This window comes from Rhizobium sp. R711 (assembly GCF_002211365.1).
In the GTDB taxonomy this organism is placed as follows: Bacteria; Pseudomonadota; Alphaproteobacteria; order Rhizobiales; family Rhizobiaceae; genus Rhizobium.
Map to the genome: position 1 here is coordinate 22,301 of NZ_LOKZ01000014.1, position 22,186 is coordinate 44,486.

At 57.4% G+C, this 22,186-nt stretch carries 20 protein-coding genes and 1 pseudogene; 14 read left to right on the forward strand and 7 right to left on the reverse strand.

What is annotated here, in order from left to right:
* Positions 1 to 503: 503 nt before the first annotated feature.
* Positions 504 to 716: a hypothetical protein gene (locus tag ATY80_RS15920; protein WP_088693348.1), complete on the forward strand. Its 213-nt coding sequence runs from the start codon at positions 504 to 506 to the stop codon at positions 714 to 716.
* A 396-nt stretch (positions 717 to 1,112) separates the two neighbouring features.
* Here ATY80_RS15920 and ATY80_RS15930 read toward each other — a convergent pair whose 3' ends face one another.
* The 3 genes from ATY80_RS15930 to ATY80_RS15940 form a co-directional block, all read right to left on the reverse strand.
* The gene (locus ATY80_RS15930; protein WP_088693350.1) at positions 1,113 to 1,364 is read right to left on the reverse strand and encodes a hypothetical protein; all 252 of its coding nucleotides are present in this window, start codon (positions 1,362 to 1,364) and stop codon (positions 1,113 to 1,115) included.
* Between the two features lie 60 nt (positions 1,365 to 1,424).
* Entirely contained in the window at positions 1,425 to 2,627 is a 1,203-nt protein-coding gene (locus ATY80_RS15935) for a polysaccharide biosynthesis/export family protein (RefSeq protein ID WP_245306849.1), read from the reverse strand.
* A gap of 154 nt (positions 2,628 to 2,781) precedes the next feature.
* Positions 2,782 to 3,852 (reverse strand): glycosyltransferase, encoded by a 1,071-nt coding sequence (locus tag ATY80_RS15940; RefSeq protein WP_088693400.1) that lies wholly within the window; start codon positions 3,850 to 3,852, stop codon positions 2,782 to 2,784.
* Between the two features lie 297 nt (positions 3,853 to 4,149).
* On the opposite strand from ATY80_RS15940, the gene ATY80_RS15945 reads away from it, so the two are divergent.
* The 4 genes from ATY80_RS15945 (at position 4,150) to ATY80_RS15960 (ending at position 7,929) form a co-directional block, all read left to right on the forward strand.
* Entirely contained in the window at positions 4,150 to 4,851 is a 702-nt protein-coding gene (locus ATY80_RS15945) for a sugar transferase (RefSeq protein WP_088693352.1), read from the forward strand.
* A 152-nt stretch (positions 4,852 to 5,003) separates the two neighbouring features.
* The gene (locus ATY80_RS15950; RefSeq protein WP_189637176.1) at positions 5,004 to 5,240 is read left to right on the forward strand and encodes a hypothetical protein; all 237 of its coding nucleotides are present in this window, start codon (positions 5,004 to 5,006) and stop codon (positions 5,238 to 5,240) included.
* The gene (locus ATY80_RS15955; RefSeq protein ID WP_348626637.1) at positions 5,240 to 6,907 is read left to right on the forward strand and encodes a Wzz/FepE/Etk N-terminal domain-containing protein; all 1,668 of its coding nucleotides are present in this window, start codon (positions 5,240 to 5,242) and stop codon (positions 6,905 to 6,907) included. Before ATY80_RS15950 ends, ATY80_RS15955 begins: the two co-directional genes overlap by 1 nt.
* Positions 6,904 to 7,929 (forward strand): glycosyltransferase family 2 protein, encoded by a 1,026-nt coding sequence (locus ATY80_RS15960; protein WP_088693355.1) that lies wholly within the window; start codon positions 6,904 to 6,906, stop codon positions 7,927 to 7,929. Before ATY80_RS15955 ends, ATY80_RS15960 begins: the two co-directional genes overlap by 4 nt.
* A 12-nt stretch (positions 7,930 to 7,941) precedes the next feature.
* Here ATY80_RS15960 and ATY80_RS15965 read toward each other — a convergent pair whose 3' ends face one another.
* Both ATY80_RS15965 and ATY80_RS15970 read right to left on the reverse strand, forming a co-directional pair.
* Positions 7,942 to 9,381, reverse strand: coding sequence for an oligosaccharide flippase family protein (locus ATY80_RS15965; protein ID WP_088693356.1), 1,440 nt, complete (start codon positions 9,379 to 9,381; stop codon positions 7,942 to 7,944).
* Positions 9,382 to 9,517: 136 nt separating this feature from the next.
* Positions 9,518 to 11,488 carry a hydrolase gene (locus ATY80_RS15970; RefSeq protein ID WP_088693357.1) on the reverse strand — a complete coding sequence of 657 codons (1,971 nt, stop codon included), beginning with the start codon at positions 11,486 to 11,488 and terminating at the stop codon, positions 9,518 to 9,520.
* A 470-nt stretch (positions 11,489 to 11,958) separates the two neighbouring features.
* Between ATY80_RS15970 and ATY80_RS15975 the strand changes: the two genes are divergently transcribed.
* The 6 genes from ATY80_RS15975 to ATY80_RS16005 all read left to right on the forward strand — a co-directional run bounded on the left by ATY80_RS15975 (position 11,959) and on the right by ATY80_RS16005 (position 18,293).
* Positions 11,959 to 13,047 (forward strand): glycosyltransferase family 4 protein, encoded by a 1,089-nt coding sequence (locus tag ATY80_RS15975; protein ID WP_088693358.1) that lies wholly within the window; start codon positions 11,959 to 11,961, stop codon positions 13,045 to 13,047.
* Positions 13,048 to 13,389: 342 nt separating this feature from the next.
* A complete protein-coding gene (locus ATY80_RS15985; protein ID WP_141105562.1) occupies positions 13,390 to 14,292 on the forward strand; it encodes a hypothetical protein in 903 nt (300 codons plus the stop codon).
* 244 nt (positions 14,293 to 14,536) lie between these two features.
* Positions 14,537 to 15,370, forward strand: coding sequence for an FkbM family methyltransferase (locus ATY80_RS15990; RefSeq protein ID WP_088693361.1), 834 nt, complete (start codon positions 14,537 to 14,539; stop codon positions 15,368 to 15,370).
* 360 nt (positions 15,371 to 15,730) lie between these two features.
* Positions 15,731 to 16,225 (forward strand): BA14K family protein, encoded by a 495-nt coding sequence (locus ATY80_RS15995; protein WP_088693362.1) that lies wholly within the window; start codon positions 15,731 to 15,733, stop codon positions 16,223 to 16,225.
* Positions 16,226 to 16,580: 355 nt separating this feature from the next.
* Positions 16,581 to 17,441 carry an alpha/beta hydrolase gene (locus ATY80_RS16000; RefSeq protein ID WP_088693363.1) on the forward strand — a complete coding sequence of 287 codons (861 nt, stop codon included), beginning with the start codon at positions 16,581 to 16,583 and terminating at the stop codon, positions 17,439 to 17,441.
* A 69-nt stretch (positions 17,442 to 17,510) separates the two neighbouring features.
* The gene (locus ATY80_RS16005) at positions 17,511 to 18,293 is read left to right on the forward strand and encodes a TylF/MycF/NovP-related O-methyltransferase (RefSeq protein WP_088693364.1); all 783 of its coding nucleotides are present in this window, start codon (positions 17,511 to 17,513) and stop codon (positions 18,291 to 18,293) included.
* A 48-nt stretch (positions 18,294 to 18,341) separates the two neighbouring features.
* Here ATY80_RS16005 and ATY80_RS16010 read toward each other — a convergent pair whose 3' ends face one another.
* Positions 18,342 to 18,620 (reverse strand): hypothetical protein, encoded by a 279-nt coding sequence (locus ATY80_RS16010; RefSeq protein WP_088693365.1) that lies wholly within the window; start codon positions 18,618 to 18,620, stop codon positions 18,342 to 18,344.
* Positions 18,621 to 19,001: 381 nt separating this feature from the next.
* Here ATY80_RS16010 and ATY80_RS16015 point away from each other — a divergent pair, with 381 nt between their 5' ends.
* Both ATY80_RS16015 and ATY80_RS16030 read left to right on the forward strand, forming a co-directional pair.
* The gene (locus ATY80_RS16015; protein WP_210190814.1) at positions 19,002 to 19,274 is read left to right on the forward strand and encodes an IS66 family insertion sequence element accessory protein TnpB; all 273 of its coding nucleotides are present in this window, start codon (positions 19,002 to 19,004) and stop codon (positions 19,272 to 19,274) included.
* 739 nt (positions 19,275 to 20,013) lie between these two features.
* Positions 20,014 to 20,566 (forward strand): annotated as a pseudogene (locus ATY80_RS16030) (transposase); the annotation flags it as partial.
* 24 nt (positions 20,567 to 20,590) lie between these two features.
* On the opposite strand, the gene ATY80_RS16035 reads toward ATY80_RS16030, so the two are convergent.
* Positions 20,591 to 21,562: an AraC family transcriptional regulator gene (locus ATY80_RS16035; protein WP_088693369.1), complete on the reverse strand. Its 972-nt coding sequence runs from the start codon at positions 21,560 to 21,562 to the stop codon at positions 20,591 to 20,593.
* Positions 21,563 to 21,684: 122 nt separating this feature from the next.
* On the opposite strand from ATY80_RS16035, the gene ATY80_RS16040 reads away from it, so the two are divergent.
* Positions 21,685 to 22,074 (forward strand): MAPEG family protein, encoded by a 390-nt coding sequence (locus ATY80_RS16040; protein WP_088693370.1) that lies wholly within the window; start codon positions 21,685 to 21,687, stop codon positions 22,072 to 22,074.
* Positions 22,075 to 22,186: the final 112 nt, after the last annotated feature.

Here is a 22,186-nt window from a genome sequence, read left to right on the forward strand (position 1 = left end):
GCGGATTTCAGGAAATGTGAAAATTTCTTGCCGAAAATTCAGCCGCCGCCCTCGCCATTTTCGCCTCGAACCAGTGCGGCCTTGCTGCTTGCACCAGCTCTGGAGCTACAATCGCTCAAACGAAACGCTGGAGGCGCTTTGTTCGTCTGGTCCGAAAGAATGCCGGATCGATTGACGATGCCTGCGCCGAACTGCGTGCCACAGCCGACGATCTTTCGGGCGGTGCCAACGCACAGGCGGCTGCCCCTAAGGAAGCTGCGGCCGCCCTTGAAGAGGTCGCGACAACTGTAACGATGTCGGCTAAGGGAGCCTGGGAGGTAAAGAGATCGGTCGATACGGCCAAATCCGATACGTGTGCGGCGGCAGGGATTGTTTCCCGCACTATCGCCGCCATCAAGACATCGCCAGCTCTTCAGAGCAGATCGGACAGATCATCGGCGTCATCGGCGTCATCGACGACATCGCCTTTCAGACCAATCTCTGGAGGCCGGCAAGGGTTCGCGATGGTTGCTAAGGAAGTACGAAAACTGGCCAAGCGCTCGGCCGCTGCTGCGAGTGAGATCAAGACCCTGGCCGCGCGGGCTTTCGGCGATCTCTCGGGCGATATCGGCCTGGTCGGTCGGGTTGGTGGTTCACTCGACGCCATCGAGCGGCAATCAATCAACAGATCGGCACCATCGTCCAGTCGTCCGTCGAGCAATCGACTGCACTTTTAGAGCTCGACGGTGGACTACCAGATCACGCAGCAGAACGCTTCCAGGCAGAGCAGACGAATGTGGCCATGCAGGCTCTCGCCGGTCAGGCGGAGGATCTAAGGATGCAGCAATGTTCCGCAGCGGTTTCTGAAGGCGGCACTGCTTGCGCGATGCCGGCGGCAGCGTGAAGTTTGAGCATGAACCGCTTCGGTCGGGCGTTGCTCAATTGGAAAGACGTTGCCGAGATCGTGCAATCTTGCTGCCTGCGGCCATTGCCGGCGCTGCAGATTGGTTTGGAGTTTCGCGAAGCTGCCGAGCTGCAGGAGAACGCCTTCGCGGCAACTGTTGAGATGCAACGGGCTGTTCGTCGAGATGAAATGCCGCCGTTGGCCTTTTCCAATCGGCGCACTACCTGGACTAAACCTTGCGGCGGGCGCCCCGCACATACAGGAAATAAAGGATACCGTGCGTAAAGAGGTAGCCCGCCTCGAGACTGCCGGCAAAGACCAATCCCCATCCAAGCGAGCCCAGAAAAGTGCTTCCGCCGGAATAGCTGGCGATTGCGTGGGCGATCATCACGGCCAACAGAATGAGTGTAACGATGAGAATTGGCGCGCGCAGTGCGCATGCCGCGCCGATCGCAAACAGGATTAGAAGCGTCGATGCCATATGGTTGCTCCGACGTCGTTTTTCTGGGCATTACAACCGGCACGTACCGGACGCAAGCTTTCAGTTGCTGCTAACGCTTACAGCGGATCGAGGTCGCTCGCGCCGTTCAACGCGCAGGACGTCACCGGGCGATACCGGGTCGTTGTCGTTGGCAATAAGACTTTCCACGCTGCCATCAATGACGCGGTTGATCGTGGTTACAAAAGCATAGCTGTCCTTGTCTTCCTCTAAAGTAGCGATTGCGGACGGGGCCCGGATTTCCAGATTTCTCAAAAGATCACGCTCGGTCGAGATTTTCTCCGCATTGGACGCAAAACGGTCACGCAACTGGGCGGCTTCGGTCAGCGCGTCGATCCGATAACGGTTGCGGACATCACCGATGTCCTGGTCGACCTTGGTCATGTCCTGCTGCGTCTTCAAAATGGCCAAGGAGACATCGAGGTTGCGGCTTTCGAGTTCGGCGAGGTTCTGACTGGATCCAAGCTGGCGAGCTGATACGGTAAGCCCTTGCTGTACCAGCTTGTTGACAGATCCAACATCCTTGTTGGCGAGTTCAATCTGTTTTGCAAGCGAGGCGGACTTGGCTTTCAAGGCATCGATCTGGCTGACCGCAAGCAATTTCGCCCGATTGAGCGCATCGATCTCCGCGTCCATAGAATGGGCGCGCATTTCAAAGAGCGCTCGCTCGTCCTTCATCATTCTGGCAATTCGCGGCTGCTCCTGTTGAGAGACGAGTTCTGAAGGAAAGGTGACCTCTGCGGCATTTGTGAGAGTGGCATCAATGCGTGCCTGTCGCGCAACGAGTTCAAGACGCTCGGCCTCCAGTGCCCTGAGATCGCCGCGTCCAGACAAGGCCTCGCGTTGCAATTCAATGAGGTTCGCATCAACCCGTCCGATGCCGCCCGCCATGCTCAGCGCCTGCTCGACGGTCAATCCAGGGCTGAAGTTGTACTTGCCGGGAGTGGCGACCAAGCCTGTGACAAAAAACGGGCGATAGGAGGCGATCTCCACCGCCGCATTGGGACGCTTCTGTAATCCAACCTGATTTTGCAGCCTCTCGCTAATCATCGCAGACAACTGCTCAAGGGTCTTGCCCGCCGCCGGAATGGTGCCGATGATCGGGAGGGAGAGATTCCCAGCCGCCGAAATGGAAAAATCACCCGTGAGCGGAACCCATTCGAACGCTGTTGCAGTGCTTGGCCGCCATTCGAATACCCGTATTTTCAATATGTCCTGAGGGCCGAGGATGTAGTCGGCGGCCATGGCCGCGTTTGCGCAAAATATCAGGCATGCTGCTGCCGCAGAACGGACACATGGTATGAGCACGTTCAAAAATTCGTCAAGCCAGTTCGGGCATGGGTGTCGCATGCTCCTCCTCCGTACCGCTTCTATCAAGGTCCTCGTCCTGTTCCAGTTGTTAGGCGCGAAGTGCAAGCTCGGCGCCGGTCGCTCGCTCGACAAAGGCGCGGAAGCGCCCGATGAAGACATCACGGCGAAACTCTGCAGCGCGCGATAGTGCATCGGCGGGATTGAACTCCATTCGCTCGATCCGTTCCACCGCATCAATCAATTCTTCCACCGTCTGATTTGCGAAGAAGACGCCTGTCTTGTTGGCAATGACTGTTTCGGTTGCACCACCGCGCCCAAAAGCAACAACCGGTCGCCCGCTCGCCATCGCTTCGACGGGGACGATCCCGAAATCTTCCTCGCCCGGAAACACAAGCGCCTTGCAGCGCGCGTAATGATGCTTGAGAACGTCGAAGGGTTGCGAACCCAGGATCGTCACGGTCGGACCTGCGATCCGCCGAAGCCGCTCCAGCATTTCGCCACCGCCAATGACGACGAGCTTGGCTTTCAGTCGGTTGAAGGCCTCCACCGCGAGATCGGGTCTCTTGTAGCTGACGAGTTCGCCGACCATCAGGTGATAGTCGCCGAGCTCGCAGGGTGCAACGGGCGAAAAGGCAGCAGTATCGACTGGCGGATGAATGACCGAAGCGTCGCGTCGATAATAGCGCCTAATTCGCTGGGCAACGGTCAAGGAGTTGGCGACGAAATCATCGACGCGATTGGCGGTTGCGACATCCCAAGTCCGCAGATAGTGCGCCAGAGGCGGCATCATCAGGCGCGTCATGAGGCCGGAACTGTCGTAATATTTGTTGTACATGTTCCAGATGTAGCGCATCGGCGAATGGCAATAGCACACGTGTAGCGCCGGGCAGGTCGGGATAACACCTTTTGCCGGTCCCGCCTCACTGCTGATGACAAGGTCGTAGGAGCCAAGATCGATCTGCTCGAGTGCCATTGGCATCAGCGGCAGATACTTCTTGTACATCGTTCTGGCATAAGGCAGCGCGCCGATGAAGGTGGTCTGGATCTTGTGGGCTTTGAGCTTGTCCGAAATGGCAGAGACGTCGCACACATGTGTATATATGTCGGCACTGGGGAAGATCTCGCAAAGGGCTTCGAGAACCTTCTCGCCACCGCGCATCCGCACGAGCCAGTAGTGAATGATTGCAACCCTCACGCCACGCTCCACAATTTCACATAATCGATATGCGGCGGGGGCGCAGTTTGTCTAAGTCTTTATATGTAAAATACAAATGGGCTGCATTGTGGAATAAGACAGTATTTTTCTGAAGTTCTTCCGTTTATCCCCGCTAGTAACGTTATATATTGCAATGCCTAAAATTATTGTCAATTCGTTTAATCCTTGTTAACTTCCGTATGCATGCCAGTTCGGCATTTCTGCATGTCCCAGACTTATTGTTACATGGGGAGTACGCAGATGCGGCAAATTGATCTCAGTCGAAGTTTCGACAAGTTCAGCAAGACGAACCGCGGCACAGGCTTGCGGAGGGATGCGGTGAAGAACTGGGTTTCAGCCGCATGCAAGTATGTCCTAGACGCCAGCTTTGCCGCGATTGGCCTGCTTGTGTTATCGCCAATGATCCTAATGGTCATGGCCATCTTGCTCGTGTTGCAGGGCCGGCCGATTTTCATCGCGCATCGGCGGATCGGCAAGAACGGCGTGGTGTTTCGCTGCTTGAAGTTCCGGACCATGGTCAAAGATGCCGATGCCGTTCTTGCGCGCCATCTCGCGAACAATCCGCATTTTGAGCAAGAGTGGAATGCCACTCGCAAGCTCAGAAACGATCCTCGCGTCACGCCCTTTGGCGCCTTGCTTCGCAAGAGTAGTATCGATGAAATCCCCCAGCTGCTCAACGTGGTCCAGGGTCGTATGAGCCTCGTCGGTCCTCGCCCGATCGTCGCGAGTGAAGTCGAGCTCTACGGCACCCATTTTGCCGACTACATCAGGGTTCGTCCGGGTCTTACCGGACTGTGGCAGATCAGCGGTCGCAGCGACACCAGTTACCGAGAACGGGTGCAACTTGATGTCCGCTACGTCCGGGAAAACACTCTTGGTGGAGATCTGGCAATCATGATCAAGACCATCCCGGCCATTTTGCGCTCGCGCGGCTGCTACTGAGGCCTTTGGCGCGGACGACCCGCGCCTTTCACGTGCTTCGACAGCCGACGCGTTGCTGCGGCCGGCGTGCCATCGGCTGCTCGCCCGGATTAGGTTCAAATATTGGAGGTACTGGTGCGATATCCTCGTCAAGGTCATGCGTGGTATACATGATGCGTAAGGGCATGATCAGCATTGCCGATGTTGCAGTCGATATTTTGCGCAATGCTATCAGCGATATCGCGCGCATCGTCTGGCCCGAGCCGTTGATCGATCTGAAGGGACGCGCCAAGGGCCATCTTTTGGCAGTCGCCGATCTCATGCGGGGACGACTGGAACCTGAACGAGCGGCAGCGATTTCACCAAGACAACCAATCGGACTGCCCGCATGCCGGCATGAGGCCCTATGATGTTCAACAATCCGAGGCCACTTGATCCGACAGCGCGGCTCTTCCGCCTAAACGAGGTACAATCCGAAGGTAGCGAAGATGGCCCAATTGCCCTGCTTCGCTATCTGATTGCTCTTGGCTATCGCTACAAGATGCCCCTGCTGGTGTGCACGCTGGCCGGCTTGTTGTTGGCCGGTCTTTATGCGCGTTCGCTACCGCCGACATATGATGCCATGGCAACACTGCTGTTTGAACCGCGCCAATCGGCCGCTTCGGGCCAGGAATGGGGCGCTCAGCAAACATTGGATAGCGCCCGTGTCGACAGTGAGTTGCAGACCATCAAATCGGAGCGGCTGCTTTCAGCGGTGTTCGACAGTCAAAATTTGAAGGACACGCCGGAACTTGGACCGCGCCCGCCCGGTCCTCTCGACCCCATGCTTTCGTTTTTTCGAACCCTGTTTCCCCCCGCCGAGCGGCTGGAGCCAGTGACTGGCAAGATGTCGCAAGCCTCGGCTCAAGCTACAGATCTTGCAAATGATAGCGAGCGTGCCGCGTTCTTGAATTTCGTGCGACACCTTGATGTACGCCGCGTTGGACAGTCATTTGTCATTGAAATCGCCTATTCCGCCTCTGACCCGGCCCTGCCGGCGCGGGTCGCCAATGGCATCATCGCCGGTTACTTGTTTCAGGTCGTCTCCTTCAAGGAGCAAACCGCTCGAGCGGGGACGGACGCACTGCAGGGGCGGCTGGATGCGCTTGGATTTCAGGTTGAGGCAGCGCGCGAGGGCATGCACAAGGGAGCATTGCCTGCAATCCCCATACCGGACGCGGATGCCCGGGTGATTGGTGCAGCTCTTCCGCCGGTAAGCCCTTCCGGTCCTCGCAAATCATTGATCTTGGCACTTGGGGGCATGCTGGGACTGTGTGGCGGCCTTGGTCTCATTGCGGTCAATCTCGCACTTGACCGGAAGGTGCGAGACGCCAAAGATCTCGCGCGAGATACAGGTATACTTTGCCTCGGATCGGTTCCGGATGTTCCAGGCGCAAATACGGTGCCGTGGCGCATCGACACCCCTCGCCAACGACGTTTTGTCGGCGCAATTCACGACCTTCGCACGTCGATCGAGATCGCCAGTGCACGTCTTCGCAACGATCGAAGCATGACGGTGGCAGTTGTGTCCTGGTCTCCAAAGACCGGTGTTACGACAATCTCCACCGCCCTTGCCCAGTTGATGAGCCGCGGTGGCCGTGGTGTCACGCTATTCCAGGCAGCCCCAACGCGTGAGGGTCCACGGGGGCTCGACGGGTCGGTCCCGCCAACCACCTCGCTGGCCGGTGCCGCATTTGCGAACGTCTTGTTCAATCAGCTTTCCTTCGATCACGTTGGACTGGTTTCGGTCCTCCCGATCCACTCGAAGGATGCCGACACAAACCTCTTTGCCGACTTCCGCGATGCGCGAGTTCAGCAGCTCATCGAGGCCTCGCAGCAAAGGGGTGACGTTGTCCTCGACCTGCCGCCGCTTGAGGGTTCGATGGATGCGCTGGCACTGGCAAGCTTTGCAGACGCCGTGATTGTGCTGGCGTTGGCCGGCGAGACAACCATCGATGAGGTCACAGAGTGCATTCGCCTTCTGCGCCGGGCAGGCGCCAACGTGGTGGGAACCGTCATCAACAGGGCGCATTCATGACAAAGCCTGCCATGCCCGTGGCCGAGCCGCGGCTTGCCGTCATAATTCCCTGCTGGAACTACGCAGACTATGTATCGCTTGCAATTAGGAGCGTGCTTGAACAGCGGTGCGACGAGTGTGAGCTGATTGTCGTAGACGATGGTTCGACCGACGCGTCCTGGAGTGTCATCCAGCAATATGACGCGCGCGCATACAGGATCAAAAACGGTGGTCAACGAGCGGCCTGTCTTTATGGCCTGAGCAAGACGCGCGCGCCGTTTGTGCTCTTCCTGGATGCCGACGACGAGCTGCGGACCGGTTCTCTCGCAATCATTCTCTCAAAACTGGACGATCGCGTCGCAAAGCTGCAGTTCCCTCTCACACGCATCGATCGCAATGGCGCTATCATCGGAGAGCCGGTTCCCAAACTGGGATCTTTTCGCGATCATTGCGCACTCGCATCGCGCGTATTGAAAACAGGCACCTACGCGTCCCCGCCGACGTCGGGCAACGTGTTTCGCCGCGACGCCTGCCGCTTTCTGAACGAGGCGGACTACGACGCCGCCGTTGATGGCATCATTTTGTTTGCCGCACCTTTTATGGGCGACGTTGTCAGCCTGTCCGAGCCACTCGGCTTCTACAGGGTCCACGACCGTAACGCATCGGGCCTCGGCCGGCCCGTTGACGCCGGGCTGCTGCGGCGCGAGCTATCCCGTTTTGTTGCCCGGATGAATCATTTGCGGCGCATCCTGGAGCCTTTGGCGCAGGCACAATACCTTGCCCCGGCCGAAGACACGCATTTCTATTTGGAGCGATCATTCTACCTTGCTGTTGCAGAGGGCCTGCCAGTGCCGGTCAGGACCTTGGCTCGCCTCTTGCGCCGTGTATGGGAAAGCCAGGCCCCCGTCAAAAGGCGAGCCGCGCTCATCGCTTTTTTGATTTTGACGGCGGCTTTGCCGAACCGGCGTGCAAAGCAGGGACTTTCGTACCGGCTGAACACCAATCGGCATTCGATGACCGGTCTGTTGCGGGCGCTGTTTTGAAGGCCGGCGAACTCAGCTCCTGTCGACGAGCTCAAGGTGTCCAGGTCCAGCAATCAACCTGACGCCGAGAAGAAGCAATATGCCGCCATAGGCTGCAGCGCCCACGCCTACTGCGGCCGCCAGTTCGATGACGGGATGCAACTGCTCAGCAGCAAGGGTCTCGCGCAGAAAAAGGACCGAAATCGCCATCACGACTGACGCAAGGGCGAGTTTCCAAAGATTGTGCAATTGTCGGCGAATTCCGATGGCAAGAAGGCTTCGGGTCTCGCCAAGATAAAACGCAAACATCAAAGACGATAGCAAAATCCTGGCGATGCCCACGCCCATTATCGAACCGAAATAAAATCCTGATGGCAGCAGCACCAGCCTGAAACCGAGGTCGACCGCGTTAAGGCGAAAGAAGATCTTTGGTCGGTCGAGCGCTAGACTGACGCAGTAGAGTGTCTGGAAATAGGCAATAGGTGCCACCGCAAGGGCAAGCAGGCTGAGGAGGGGAGCCGCCCCGCTCCATTTTTGGCCAAGCAGCAGTGTGGTCGCGAGATCGGCAGTCAAGGACATGCCGACGCAGAGCGGGAGAGAGATGAGCATGGCAAACTGCGCAGCCTTGAGAAAGGCGGACCTGGTTCGAACGCGATCATGACTGATCAGCGAAAACGCGGCCATGACCGGCTGCAGGGCAGGGCCTATGATGCTTTGCGTCGGGATCACGGAGACGTCGCTGGCAACGGCATATCGCCCAAGCGTCGACCGATCCGCCAGCGATCCAATCAGAAACCGATCGAATTGCCAGTTCAGTGCGGAGATCAGCTGCGCAGAACTGAACCAGCCGATGAAGCCGACAAAGTCGCCCAGCCGGGTCAAGGACAGAGCCGGCCGGTAGGGGGCGAGCATGTAGGAGACGATGCTGGCAGCACCCGACGCGATGACGAAATTGGCAACGATTGCCCAATAGCCACCGCCAGAAAGCACGATGAGGGTGGCGATAATGCTGGCGCATAGCTTGCCGGAAAACTCCAGAATGAATGTCTGCCGGAAACCAAGTTCGCGAGCGAATTGGACCATCGAGGGGCTCAAAAGCCCTCTGGAGATCGGGCCAAGTGCTAGAACCGCAACGAGTGGCATGAGCATTGCCTCGTGATTGAAGAATGCAAAGGGCCAGGCGGCTGCGACAACGATGACTGCAATGAGACCGCTTCTGATCAGTCCGATCGTGAACGCAGTATCAAGATGGCTCTTGTCGATTTCGGGCAGGCGGACGAGTGCCTGCGTTACGGGTATTTCCAATACAGTGTGGATGATGACGACGAGAGAGGTTGCAAGAGCCGCCAGGCCGAAATCCGCCGGAGAGAGTATTCTCGCAAGGACGAGCAGCGTGAAGAAGTCGATGATACGCCCGACAAAGCGCGAGAAGACAAGCCACCCGGCTCCTTGCATCGCCTGAAATGCCAGCATGACATGCTCCTACACCCCGGCCGTGACGCGGCCAAGTGACAGTTCCCGCGTGAAAGTCCGATCAACATCTTTCCTTGGCGCCTGCCGTGCCGCAAATCTCGCGCTAAGACGAGCCAGGGGCGCGCCTTGGCGCCCATCACCGATAAAGACGTGCCGATATGCCGCGTGCGATATGCAAAAGTTCCAATGCAGGAAGCAGGGCAAATTTCAGGCGCGGAAAATCGCGCGCAATTGCGCCTTCTCGCCAGAGCTGCGACTTGGTTCCTATCAGCCGATTTGCAAGCCCTGTTTGGCCCGTCGGCCCCAGGACGCGGATGCTTTCGCCGCGGCCAAAATCGATTGATCGCGGTCCGATATTCAGCGTCATCCTGTCAAAGGCGCTGGGATTGGTGATTGCGCGCTTCAGTCTTATCCAGGCGACGTCGGCTTGCTGCATCACCTGCGCGCCGCTCTCGACCTGGTCGACATAATCCAGCACACCTTTGAGCAATTCGTTGCCTGCCGTAGCATCGATGGCATCGTGGGCAATCATTCCTGAATTGCCCGAGACTGTTCCGTCGTCTTGCTCCGTCAGGTGGCGCACCGAAGGGATGGCGGGTTCGAAGAGGCTTTCGACAACGTGCCAGTAGCGCAAGACCACCGTCTCAATCCTGAGAGGGTTATAAAGGTTCGCGTCAGCCATCAATCCCGTCACATCAGGAAAATGATCCTCGCTCAACCTCTTGTAGTTGCAGCGGGCGAACTGAATGGTTTCGAAATGCCGGTCCTTGAGCCCTGCAGCCAGCAGCCGCTGTGTGCTCCCATAAAGGCCGGTGTCACAAAGGATAATACGTCTTGCAGGGCCGCAGACCATATCGAGATGTCGCCTGAAAAGCTGATTTTGTCGAATGACGTCGTTAAGCACCGGCAGGCCGGAAGCGCTGCTCAACATCTCGAAGAAGCGCGCCGGCACAAATGGGGCGTTCCAGCTGGAGGGCAATTCGTATGTGGCACCGCCACCCAGTGCATGCGCCACCTGTGCAAAGCTGTCTTTTTCAAATTCCCGGCCGAGCTCGTCGAGAACGGCTGGGCTGCGTGTCTCCAGAGCCGTGCGTGCGGCAACCAGTCTCGAAACGAGGATGTTCTCACGAGGAATGTCGAGAGGCAGCTGCAACCTTGCAAGCAGTGCTTCAAAGGCTTGCCGAATGCCAATACCGCCCCGCGCGCAGAACGCCAGAGTGTAGTCCCCCTGCGCCTGAGCCTGTATCGCGTAAAGCCAGATGAGCAGGCAAAATTGCGCGACGATTGGTCCGAAAACCTCGCAACCGAACGAATTCCTGTCCCTCAGGGCAGGGAATTTGGGGCGCGAAAGCGCAAGCCTGCGGCGAAGGATCCTCAATGCCTCGGTGCGTGCGCCATCGGCGCTTGCACCATAACGGCGGATATGGCTCTTTGGCACATGTAGTGTGCGGATGCCCAACTGACCGGGTACGGTGGAATCGGCGAGCCGGTCGTCGCCAATGTGCAGCATTTCCGAAGGAGCTATCTTTTCGCCGCGAAGGATGGCACAAAACAGCGCTCCGGAGCGTTTGCTCGCTTGAAGATCAGCACTGGAATAGACGGTGTCGATGAGGTCGGAGCCATGAAAGTGGACGATCAATTCGCGCAGCTTGTCGGCACAAAGGCCGGTGTCAGAGACGGCAATGACGCGGATGCCAGCCTTTCGCTGTTGTCGCAAAGCCATTGCCAGCCGATCGTTCGCCGACAACGACGTCTTCTCGACATCTATTTCGATAGCGATGCGGCGATCCGAGAGGTCTGACGGCAGGCCGAGGATTGCCAGCTGCCGCGCGACGATATCGGAAAGGCGAATGTCTCCCGCACCGCCTCCGACTTCCAGCGCTCGATATGCAAACTTCTCGGCAAGCAGCCTCACCCGTAACAGATCCTCGGGGCTGGCAGTGATCCCTTGTCGCTCCAAAAGACGTGCGAAGCGTCGCTCTGCTTCCACGAGCCGCGAGCGCTTAGATCTCGGGTGACGCAACAGCAGCGTGTCGAACACGTCGGTGGAAATCAGGCCAATCCCGCTCAACGGGCTCAAAAGTAGATCGAGGCTTTGCCGAAACACCGCATACCTCTCGTCAATCTGGTCTCGTCCACAAGAGGAACGCATATAGCGTGACGATTCGTGAAAACAACATTGCTGCGCGCGACTGTATGGCCGAAGATATGTAACGACATTGGTCGATCGATAGCAAGGTAAAATGGGATTATTCTTGGATTGCCGGTCTATTGTGCCGAGCTATTGCGTTGAAACCATTGAATAATAACAATATTAGACCGAATTTGTGCTGCTCGGCGTCGACTGGAGAGAAAATAGATACTATGATCACATTGCAGCGAAGACGGCACATGGCGCGAAATCGATGGATGGCCGAGCCATTCGACGACAGAGCCGTCCATACTCCAGCGTGTCGATCTGATCGTTTCAGGCGCGGCAACCTCCGGGATCGTCGCAGCGTTCATTCTTGCAAGCGGGGGCGAGGAGGTCTTTTCGCCGACGAGGCTTGTCAGGCTGGCAAGGGATAAGGGTCATCGATGCGGATCCTGCATATCCTCAACCACACGCAACGCCAGAACGGGCATGTTCATGCCGCGGTTGATCTCGCCTGCGCGCAGGCCGCGCTCGGGCATGCCGTCTGCATCGCCAATGGAGGAGGGGACTTTGACACACTCTTGCACAGCAAGGCCGTTTCCACCGTGCGCGTCGATCATAGGAGAAGCGTCCCGAGCCTCGCCAAGGCCATCTTTAGCCTGCACGGTCACGTTCGCGAATTTAGACCCGAGGTTGTCCATGCGCATATGATGACCAGCGCTGTCCTGGCATTTCCGATTTGCAGGGTTGCCGGGATACCCCTGATTACAACCGTTCATAACGAGTTCGAAAAGAGCGCGATATTAATGGGCCTCGGGACACGTGTGATTGCCGTTAGCGATGCTGTTTCAGCCGCAATGCAACGCAGAGGCATTTCCGTTTCGAAATTGCACGTCGTCCTAAACGGCACCATTGGTGCAGGCCGGCTGGAAGCACGAGCGCAGCAACCGGCGGCGCTGCAGTCGCCAAGCATTCTCTTTGTCGGTGGTCTCCACCCCCGCAAGGGCCTCGCGGATCTGTTTTGCGCGTTCGATATCGTCCATCAGAGCTTTCCTGGAGCGCATTTGTACGTCATCGGCGATGGCCCGTTTCGCGGCTCTTACGAGGAAACGGTTTCGTCTCTCGCTTGCGCACCGGCTGTCACCTTCCTTGGGTCAGTGACAGATCCCTATCCATATATGCTGGCTGCAGACATTTTCATCCTGCCGTCCCATGCCGATCCCGCGCCGCTCGTGGTGTCGGAGGCACGCGAGGCAGGCTGTGCGATTATCGGCACTGACGTCGACGGCATCCCGCAACTGCTCGACTATGGGGAAGCCGGAATTCTTGTGCCGCCGCGCGACCCGTCATCGCTGGCAAATGCGGTCTTAGGCCTGTTGCGGGCGCCCGAACAGATCGCAGCGTGGAAGATCAAGAGCCAGCTGCGCATCGAGAACCTTTCGATCGAGCGGGTCGCTCGCGAGACGATGCAGGTGTATTTGGCGGCGACAGCTCCAAAGCGGGGGAAGATGCAGGCTTTGGAGGAGAGATAGCCATTGGTCGAGATCATGGCGCTCGCTTGGCTGCCATGCTTGTTTTCGACCACCAGCGGAACGACCACGACGATCGAGGAAATCGCAAGGCGATGGTCAATATGGGAGAGTTCAGCCGGCGTATTGCATGCCTTTTGTCGGCCTCAGTGAAGCAGCCGCCAAATCGCGCCCGGCCTGAAGGTGGAGCGGTTCAAAGATCGCTCTCTTCCTGCGGCAATATGCTTTCGGTTGGCTGTCGCAATCACCTTGGTCGGCTTGAATGAACGTCAGTGTCCGCGCGTGAAGGCCGCTTTCGACTTGCGAGTTGCGGTTTGAATTCACGTTCGATCGGAAGGAATGCAGATGCTGGAGACCTCTTCTGCCCCAAGAGCCTTCGGAACGTTTTGGTACGGTGGACGCCTTGATGCGCTCGAGCGGGCGTGCGCTCATTCGTTTATCAGGCATGGCTACCGCCTTGTCCTCTTTTCCTATCAAACAATTGAAAACGCCCCCGACGGAGTGGAGTTGCGTGACGCGGCAGAGCTTCTTCCGGAAGGGCTGACGAAATGCTTCCCAGTGAATGGAAAGCCGCATCTGACACCCTTTTCCAATTTGTTTCGCTACAAGATGATCAGGGACTGCGATCTTGTGTGGACCGATCTCGACGTTCTTATGATCAAGGAACTTCCGAGCGGACTGCCCGATAACATTGTGGTGCGAGAGGAGCAAGGCGGACTGAACAACGCCGTTCTCTACATCAGCTCGAAGCAGACGTTGGACAGGCTTATCGAACAAGCCATGGCTGTCGCTGACAGGAACCTTGTTTGGGGGCAGACCGGACCGATATTGCTGACCCAGGTAATAAACGAGCTTCGCGAGAAAATCGAAACGACGAGCCATCAGGTCTTCTATCCAATCGAACACTACGACCTGTTTAAGATCTTCCTTCGCGGATTTGTCGGCGAATGCCGGGAGAAGTGCCGGAACGCCACCACCATCCATCTGTTCAACAACATTCTCTCCAAGATGGGATACTGGAAGGAGATGGCTCCGCCCGCCGGCAGTTTTTTCTATGAGAAGCTTGAGGAAGGTGGTGGCCTGTCATTCTTTCGTGATGTCTATCCGGAGCACGTCATGATGCATATGACAGAGAATTACCGCATGCGGCTGTCTGGACAGGCGCTCGGCATCAAAGCGGTCATGGGTCAGTTGATACCCAGCATCGGCAGGACCTGGCGTCACTATTATCCTGCGCAGAAAAGGTAATGGCGACGTGCATCGTCGTCCCTGACGCAGCGCCTGGTTCGAACGGCTTGCTCGACCCTGTTTGAGCAATAGCCTTCACGGAGACCTTACCCAACAGGCACCGGGAGGAAGCCGGATGGAAAAGGTCATTTGAAACAGCGCCATTAAGCGGCTCGCGACAGGTGCGATTGTGCCTCTGACAAATATTCGAGGTGCAAAGACCATACGACGAAAGCCTCGCTCAACGCGAAAAACGGATGCCAAGATGCTGGACGCAAGAAAGCTTGCACTTACGACTGTGGCGATGATCTTCAATAGATTACGCCAGAACAGAAAATTGCAGAAAGCCCTGTTCAACGCCATTCGCCTCAACAGGCCGGAGGTCGCGGGCGCCCTATCAGATGATGACCTGAGGTTCATCGCCTATTGCTTGTCACGGCGCGAGTGGTCGAGAGCGCAGATTTTACAGGACCTGTGGGTTTGCTACGCGCTGTGCGAAAGAAGAGATGGCTTCTTTGTCGAGTTCGGAGCGACGAATGGACTGAAGAATAGCAATACATGGTTGCTCGAGAAGACATTCGGCTGGTCCGGTATCCTGGCCGAACCAAATCCGATCTGGCATCAGGAGTTGGCCGCAAACAGAAATGCCTTTATCGACCATCGCTGCGTCACATCTCGATCCCACGACACCGTCGCCTTCATCGCCACGGATGACGTTGACCCGGAGCTGAGTTCGATCGCCGATTTTTCCCGAGGGGATCATTTCGCCGAGTTGCGTGCGAAAGGAAGGCAAATCCATGTAGAGACAATCTCGCTGGACGATTTGCTGGAAACTTACCGGGCGCCACCGGTGGTGGATTATCTGTCGATCGATACAGAAGGCAGTGAACTCGATATCTTGTCCGCCTATAGCTTCGATCGCGAGTTCGACCTCATTTCAATCGAGAATAATTCAAAGACCGAAGCAGCGATACAGAGCCTGTTGGAAAGCAAGGGGTATCGCCGGGTCCTTGAGCAATTCTCGCAGTGGGATGGTTGGTACGCATCATTTAGAGTGTGTGACGGGCGCAAAAACCAAATCGTCGCGCCGGCGTCGTAACGTTTGTGTCTTTCTGTTTTTCCCATTGCTGCCATCACGCCCGGCTTGCCCCGCTCGGATGCAAAAGACCGGAAGCTGTGTTGGCTGCAACGCGAAGGCCTCAGCGCAAGCCGTACTCAATTGCTTCGATCCGGCAGCCGCCCGATCTTTCAAATCGGTGCGCTGCGAACCATAAGATCGCTCCACCTCGATTTGCCATGGAATTCAGCTCGCGCGAGACGTTTGTGGCATGCCGCATCTGCAAGCGGGATGGCGACCAATTATTTTCTTACGGAACGTTTTTCGACACAATGCGTTCACCTTTAGTTCAGGTGAAAGGGAACATAATCCTCCACTTGGCAAGTAAAAGGAAGAACAGTCATGAAAAAGCTAGCGGTTGTCACGTTTGGCTTGATCATCGGTATTCCCGGTCTCACGCCGGCGCAGGCGTTCCCGGCAATCAACCCACCCAAGATCGAAGCACATCAGTCTATTGAGCAGGTGCAATGGCGTCACCATGGGGGCGGCAACTGGAATGGCGGCCACTGGAATGGCGGCCATTATGGCGGCTATCACCACCACCATGGATCGAACTGGGGCCTGGCCTTGGGTGGCCTGGCTTTCGGCGCCATCCTTGGCAGTGCATTGTCACAGCCTTACTACGGGTCGTACTACGATACGCATTATGGCTCCCCCTATGGCTATTATGGCGGACCCTACCGCTACTACAGGCCTTATCGCAACTACGCATGGTCGGGTTACTACGGCGGCAGCCACGCACGTTGGTGCTATGCGCGCTACCGTTCGTACAGGGCGTTCGACAATACCTTCCAGCCCTATTACGGGCCACGTCGCCAATGCGTCGGTCCCTATTGATGACAAGCACGTCCTGCCCACGCTGGCTTCTCCCCGCCTCCCACCGAGGCTGCTTGAAGCCGCGTGGCTGTCGTTGAATTCGCGTACTAATCGGATGCGGATCCATTGTTGATGGACCGACTGGAAACAGCGGTGACGTCGGCTGTTTGATCAAGCAGCGTATGTCGGGGCATGAATATTTCCTCTGCTCGTGATCTGCATTTTCCTCCCGGCAGGCCAAGCAAAGCTTGGGGAAGGCGAGGGAGGATCCTGGGCCCTGTTGATTTGTCCGATCGATGCTTCGTGGTCCGGCATGACATCCTATGGAACTGAGCGCAACGGCCAATCGTTTTCCTACCGACCTTTAGGAAGAACGATGTTCGAAAATTTCCACTTGGAAATGGTCGAGGTGCCAGAGACGACCTTGCGGGTTCGTTACGGCGGTTGCGGGCCACCTCTTCTGCTACTTCATGGGCATCCGAGGACACACACGACGTGGTATCGGGTAGCGCCAATCCTTGCCGGCCAATTCACCGTTGTCTGTCCGGATCTCAGAGGATTTGGCCAATCGGGAAAACCTGCGGATCCTCACGACTATGAAGCCTCGTCAAAACGCGCCAAGGCCCGAGATTGCGTTGCGCTGATGCAGTCTCTGGGTTTCGACGAATTTTCCTTGGCCGGGCACGACCGCGGAGCTTATACCGCCTTTCGCACCGCTATGGATCATCCTTCCAAGGTGAAAAAACTTGCAATGCTTGACGGCGTGCCGATCCTGGAGGCGCTGGAACGATGTGGCGTGCAGTTCGCAGCCCGGTGGTGGCATTGGTTCTTCTTCGCCCAGCCGGACAAACCTGAACGGGCAATTCTTGCTGATCCTTTAGGTTGGTACGGCGGCTCGGCTTCTTCAATGGGCAGCGAGAACTATGCTGACTTCCTAACCGCAATAACAGACCCTGACACGATCCAAGGAATGCTGGGCGACTATCGCGCTGGGATCCATCTCGATCATCTTCATGATCGTGACGATCGGAATTCGCGACGGAAGCTGACCTGTCCCCTTCACGTCTTATGGTCCAGAAAAGATGATCTTGAGGATCTTTACAAGGACGTAGTGGGGGTATGGCGGCCATGGGCAGAACTGCCAGTAACAGGCAGGGGAATTGACTGTGGACACCATATGGCGGAGGAGGCGCCCGGCGAGCTGGCGGATGAGCTGATCCGGTTTTTCGCTGCTTGAGCGGCTTCGAATGGCCGCTTACCGCAAATGACGCACACGCTGGTGGATAACGAAACGAGGTGACCCTGAATGGACAACTTCTTCATCACCAGGGACTTTGATTGGCAGATACGACGTTCTTCCCATGTCGACAGGGCCTTAAACCTGTTTACGCGGCGGCTCGGATTAAACATGGATACGGCTGGCTTCATCGACCAGCTGATCCATAAATTCACAGGTCTCAGATTTTCGCCGTCGCACTCGGGCATTTCCACGAATGTGGAGCAGAGAATGAACATGTATCACCTGGTATCGCAGGTGATCGCCTATGGGATCGACGGGGATCTGGTGGAGGTCGGCTGCAACGAAGGCCAGTCGTCGGTACTGATTTCAAAAGTCATGAAAAGCTTCCACTCAAGCAAAAGACTGCATGTCTATGATAGTTTCGAAGGACTTCCGGCAGCGCGAAGCGAGGATGGAGGTGCGTATCGGAAAGGCGATCTCGCTACCTCGCGAGACGTGCTGATCGACAACTTCGCTATCCACGGCCTGGAACTGCCCGTTATTCACACGGGATGGTTCGAAGACACTCTCCCGCACGGGCTGCCAGACTGCATTTGCTTCGCTTATCTGGACGGGGATTTGTACGGTTCGATCTTGGTGAGCTTGGAGTACGTCTATCCCCGCCTTTCCAAAGGCGCGGTTTGCCTCATCGACGATTATTGCGATCCGGCCGTCGATCCCGATGGATGGAACTATCTGCCCGGCGTAAAAAAGGCGTGTGATGAATTCATGGCGGACAAGCCGGAGCCGATTTGCTCCCTCTATTCCGGCTCGTTCTCGCACGCCTTCTTCCGAAAGGCTCTGACCTAAACCCTCGACCTTCGATCTTCGGCCGGTGCGCTGGGCTTTTCCGAAGCTTTATCGCGGCCGGCGTCCCTGAATGGCAGCCCGCATCCGCTGGAAACTGGGCGGAGAAATCGGCGACATGATGCTGCCAAAAGACCTTTCAAGCTCCATCGTCAGATCTTCTTCGGAGGTCACGCCTTGAAGAAAAAGTTCCAGAAGCAGTTTCGCTGCGGCATTGTAGTTTTTTGAATTGTCGACATTGCTCGTCGAACCGTAGCCTGCTGCATCCAAAACGTCTTGCAGCATGAGGAGGTCCTTGGATTTCAACACTGTGTGTAGCTCGGAAGACATCGCGGTCCTCCTCCCGTTTGGGGCGAGGGTTTTTCCCTGAGGCAGCAGCGCCCGTAACGTTGGCTGCTGATACTCAGACCATGCTCCAGCCTCTCTGCGGCCGCAATGTATTTCATGCGAATTTGCGCAATTATGCGGAATTAGGGATCAACCGACCAGAGTCCCACTGAATGTAGGACGGTAACCGGTGTTCTGCTCCCACATTGCTCGCTGTCGCCTGATCTGTGATCGACATTCCATGGACGAGCGAGAAGGAGTTTCTCCATGGACACTACTTTGGAGGTTCTCACGACGCGGCGGAGCCGACGTGAGGCTCATCGCCAATGGCCGGACTAGGTCACGGCGCGGATCGTTTCGGAGAGCTTGCGACCAGGCGTGACGGTGAACGAAGTCGCGGAACGCTACGGTCTGAAGGCCAACCACCTGTCGTCCTGGCGGACACTGGCGCGGCAGGGCAAGCTGGTTTTGCCCCAGCCCGAGGATGCAGTCGAATTCGCGGCCATAGTGGTCGAGACCTCCGCGCCTCAGCCGCCGACGCTCAAGACAGTCTCCCGCGCCGAGATTGTCGTCGGTCCCGTAACAGTCCGTCTTGAAGAAGGGGCGTCTGCTGCCCGGATCGCTGCCATTGCGCGTGCCTTGGCGGCGGCGACATGATCTTTCCATCGAACCGCGTTCGGATCATGGTGGCGACCAAGCCGGTCGACTTCCGCAACTATGCGGCGACGATAATTATGCGGAGCCGGAGTGCATCACCGACGTGCTGCGGTAATGGCAGCCGAACTTGCCGGCGCCGCCTTTCGTCGTAGCCGCGGTATCTTGCAGCCGCCGACGTGCGCCAGTCGATCCCTTCGACAAGCATAGAAAGCTGAGCCTGCGTGAGATGCGGCTGACAGACCATCAATGCCGCGCCGCATATCAGTCACCCCGCAGGCCAAATCGACCCGCACATTTCCTGAGGGCCCGATCATGCCGCCTCCAGCCGTATGATCGGCGAGGAGCTGACTCAGCATGGCAGCTCTCCCGGCCAGGGCTGGGCAACCGGCTCCAGCATCGCGACATCGACCTTGGCGCTTTCAGGAACGACGTGCCACCACAAGTCGGACAATTGCAGGGGGCTGCATAGACCAACTCTTCAGTTGGAAGGCCATCCGGCAACGGTCTGCGCTTCGGCTTGTGCTCGAGATAGCGGAAGAAGGACTTCACGGCGGCCAGCCTGGCGTTGCAATCCAGGCGCGGATCGCGGCTGCGGTCTCCTGCCAGAGCGGTAACACAGCCCGAACATCGCCTAACTGGCTCGTTCAGCAAAATTCGCTCACCGGACGCTCACCCTCGATCCAGGACCGTTGTCGTCATCATCGGCATGGCGTGCACCCGAAGGGCCTGATCCAGTACTGCGGCCTTCGGGCGCGAGTCCGAGAAGACCGATCCCGACCAATTCGATCTGGCACTGGAATACTTGGAAACGGCCATGGCCGCGATCCATGCCGAGGATGAGGCCGACGCTCGTGCTGGAAACAGGATTACCAAGCCACGCGCAATCAATCGCGGCTCGCTTCCAAAGCATCTTCCCCGTGTCGAAGAGGTGATCGAACCGGAAAGCCTGGTCTGCGTCTGCGGCGGTTGCTTTCATTGTATTGGCGAGGGATGTCTCCGAGCGGCTGGATGTCGTCCGGCGCAGTTTCGCGTCATGGTCACCCGCCGCCCCAAATATGCCTGCCGTGCCTGCACCACGGCGTCGTCCAGGCTCCGGCTCCAGCACGCCTGATCCAGGCAGGGCTGCCGACGGAAGCGACTGTCGCCCATGTTCTGGTCTGCAAATATGCAGATCACCCTCCGCTCTATCGTCAGGCCCAGATCATGAGCCGCCAAGGCATCGATCTGGACCGATCCAGCTCGCCGACTGGGTCGGGCGCGCAGCCTACGAACTGCGGCCTGTGTTCGATGCGCACTGAAAGACCGTCAAGAGAGCCTCATCGATGCACATGTTCTGAGCGAACGACGCTAGGTGCACGTCCATGAAACGCCTTGAAGGCCCGACTGAAGCCCGCTTCTGACTCATAGCCCACAGCGCGTGCGATCTCGCCCACGGGCAGATCGCTTTGCGTCAGCAGGTCGGTGGCGATGGAGAAACGCCAGCGCATCAGGTACCTCAACGGCGGCTCTCCGAAGGCACGGGCGAAGCGCTCGGCAAAGACCGAGCGCGACATTCCCGCCAACCCCGCCAGTTCTTCCACGGACCAAGACCGCGTCGGCTGCTCGTGAATCGCCGATAAGGCCCGCCCCATGCGCTTTTCCCGCGCACCTCCCAGCCAGGCGAGATTGTCCGGTTGATCTTCCGTCCAACTTCGCAGCGTGCGGATGACCATGAGGTCGATGATGCGTGAAATCATCAGGGCGGTGCCCGGCGCGGGGTGATTGGCCTCTTCGATCAGAAACGAGGCCACGACACTCCGCCAATCCGGTACGGTGTGGTCAGACGGCCTTAGATGGATGACGGGTGGTAAAGCCTTCAGAACGGGGGGCAACGGCTGCCGCTCGTAGCGGAACAACCCTCCAACAATTCTAGTGACGCGTCCCTCGCCCCGATTCCAGAGGAGCAGGCGAGAGGCATCGAACATGTCCGGGGTAAACGCGTCGACAGGAGCCGCGCTGCCAGCCTCCTGGCTTGAAATCGCGTGCCCCGAACCGTGCGGAACAAGTGCCAAGTCACCGGCCTCCAGGCGGATCGTTGTGCCGTCCAGGAGTCGTAAATCGAATGCGCCCTCAATCACCAGATGGACGTGGGACGCACCCGGTGGGAAGCGCAGCCGCCATGGATCGTGAAGTTCTGCCTGATAAACAGTTTCGCCCCTCAATTGCACCCACGCCAGCAAATGCGAGAGAGCGTCGTCCTGTATCGACGACCGATCGAATGAAGGCTCAAAATCAGGACAATCGGTCAAGCAATACGGCTTTCATGTCATGGATATTGCGTCGGCATACACAATATTTTCAAAGACATGCATTCACAAGCCCTTGACTTCGGATCGTCCGAGTTCATTGGGATAACTCAAAGGTGTCATGTATGTCAGTCGAACTCTTCAGTGTCGTTACCACGGCTCTACTGCTCCTCGTTCTCGCCGTTACCTCTGGGGCCCTCTACGGCAAGCAGGTCGGCAATTCTGCCCTGATGGGCAACAGGGAAGGTATCGCTCCCGCAACAGGTGCTGCGCGACGGGCGGTGCGGGCTCACCAGAACCTGGTGGAGAACGCCCTGCCATTCGCCACGGTGGTTTTGGCAGCGCAGGCCCTCCATCTGTCGACGCCACTCACCCAGGGCGCTGCAATCATCTTTGTCGTCGCTCGGGTTGTCCATGCACTCGTTTACATCGCGGGCATCCCGGGAATTCGTACGCTTGCCTGGCTTGCCGGCGTTGCGGCAACGGCAGTAATCGCCTCGGCGCTTGTGATCTAAGGCGCAGAGCAAATATGGCGGATTTCAACCCGCCACATCATTCGATTGCAGAGTCAATAATTCGCGCTTCCTGGAAGGGATGCTGGACGAGATTAACGAGATGTATCGTGTT

Excerpts from the sequence above, each read along its gene's own strand:
- ATY80_RS15920 (WP_088693348.1), top strand. The coding sequence starts at position 504 with ATGGTTGCTAAGGAAGTACGAAAACTGGCCAAGCGCTCGGCCGCTGCT.
- ATY80_RS15930 (WP_088693350.1), bottom strand. The coding sequence starts at position 1,364 with ATGGCATCGACGCTTCTAATCCTGTTTGCGATCGGCGCGGCATGCGCA.
- ATY80_RS15935 (WP_245306849.1), bottom strand. The coding sequence starts at position 2,627 with ATGGCCGCCGACTACATCCTCGGCCCTCAGGACATATTGAAAATACGG.
- ATY80_RS15940 (WP_088693400.1), bottom strand. The coding sequence starts at position 3,852 with ATGCGCGGTGGCGAGAAGGTTCTCGAAGCCCTTTGCGAGATCTTCCCC.
- ATY80_RS15945 (WP_088693352.1), top strand. The coding sequence starts at position 4,150 with ATGCGGCAAATTGATCTCAGTCGAAGTTTCGACAAGTTCAGCAAGACG.
- ATY80_RS15950 (WP_189637176.1), top strand. The coding sequence starts at position 5,004 with ATGCGTAAGGGCATGATCAGCATTGCCGATGTTGCAGTCGATATTTTG.
- ATY80_RS15955 (WP_348626637.1), top strand. The coding sequence starts at position 5,240 with ATGTTCAACAATCCGAGGCCACTTGATCCGACAGCGCGGCTCTTCCGC.
- ATY80_RS15960 (WP_088693355.1), top strand. The coding sequence starts at position 6,904 with ATGACAAAGCCTGCCATGCCCGTGGCCGAGCCGCGGCTTGCCGTCATA.
- ATY80_RS15965 (WP_088693356.1), bottom strand. The coding sequence starts at position 9,381 with ATGCTGGCATTTCAGGCGATGCAAGGAGCCGGGTGGCTTGTCTTCTCG.
- ATY80_RS15975 (WP_088693358.1), top strand. The coding sequence starts at position 11,959 with ATGCGGATCCTGCATATCCTCAACCACACGCAACGCCAGAACGGGCAT.
- ATY80_RS15985 (WP_141105562.1), top strand. The coding sequence starts at position 13,390 with ATGCTGGAGACCTCTTCTGCCCCAAGAGCCTTCGGAACGTTTTGGTAC.
- ATY80_RS15990 (WP_088693361.1), top strand. The coding sequence starts at position 14,537 with ATGCTGGACGCAAGAAAGCTTGCACTTACGACTGTGGCGATGATCTTC.
- ATY80_RS15995 (WP_088693362.1), top strand. The coding sequence starts at position 15,731 with ATGAAAAAGCTAGCGGTTGTCACGTTTGGCTTGATCATCGGTATTCCC.
- ATY80_RS16000 (WP_088693363.1), top strand. The coding sequence starts at position 16,581 with ATGTTCGAAAATTTCCACTTGGAAATGGTCGAGGTGCCAGAGACGACC.
- ATY80_RS16005 (WP_088693364.1), top strand. The coding sequence starts at position 17,511 with ATGGACAACTTCTTCATCACCAGGGACTTTGATTGGCAGATACGACGT.
- ATY80_RS16010 (WP_088693365.1), bottom strand. The coding sequence starts at position 18,620 with ATGTCTTCCGAGCTACACACAGTGTTGAAATCCAAGGACCTCCTCATG.
- ATY80_RS16040 (WP_088693370.1), top strand. The coding sequence starts at position 21,685 with ATGTCAGTCGAACTCTTCAGTGTCGTTACCACGGCTCTACTGCTCCTC.